The organism is Mesorhizobium sp. M8A.F.Ca.ET.161.01.1.1 (genome assembly GCF_004792105.1).
In the GTDB taxonomy this organism is placed as follows: domain Bacteria; phylum Pseudomonadota; class Alphaproteobacteria; order Rhizobiales; family Rhizobiaceae; genus Mesorhizobium.
Map to the genome: position 1 here is coordinate 1 of NZ_SRTD01000323.1, position 319 is coordinate 319.

Below are 319 nucleotides of genomic sequence, written 5' to 3' on the forward strand. Positions count from 1 at the left end.
CCGGCCATGGCGATGGCGAGAGCCGTTTCGTGGAATCGCAGAAGGTGACCGCCAAGCTGCAATCCACCCTGCATCTCTTCGATCTGATCGTCGGCACGGAAGAGGAATTCCACATTGCCGGCGGGTCGACAGATACGCTGGCCGCACTGAATGCCGTGCGCAAGGTTTCGAATGCCACGCTGGTGTGCAAGCGCGGCCCGATGGGTGCTTCGGTCTTCACCGGCGATATTCCCGCAAGCCTCGATGACGGGCAGACGGGCGAAGGTTTCCCGATCGAGGTCTTCAATGTTCTGGGCGCTGGTGACGGCTTCATGGCCGG

General features: G+C 61.8%; 1 protein-coding gene. It reads left to right on the top strand.

The features are described from left to right. On the top strand, nucleotides 1-319 hold a 319-nt coding region (locus tag EN804_RS35910; RefSeq protein WP_246693550.1), incomplete at both ends, for a PfkB family carbohydrate kinase.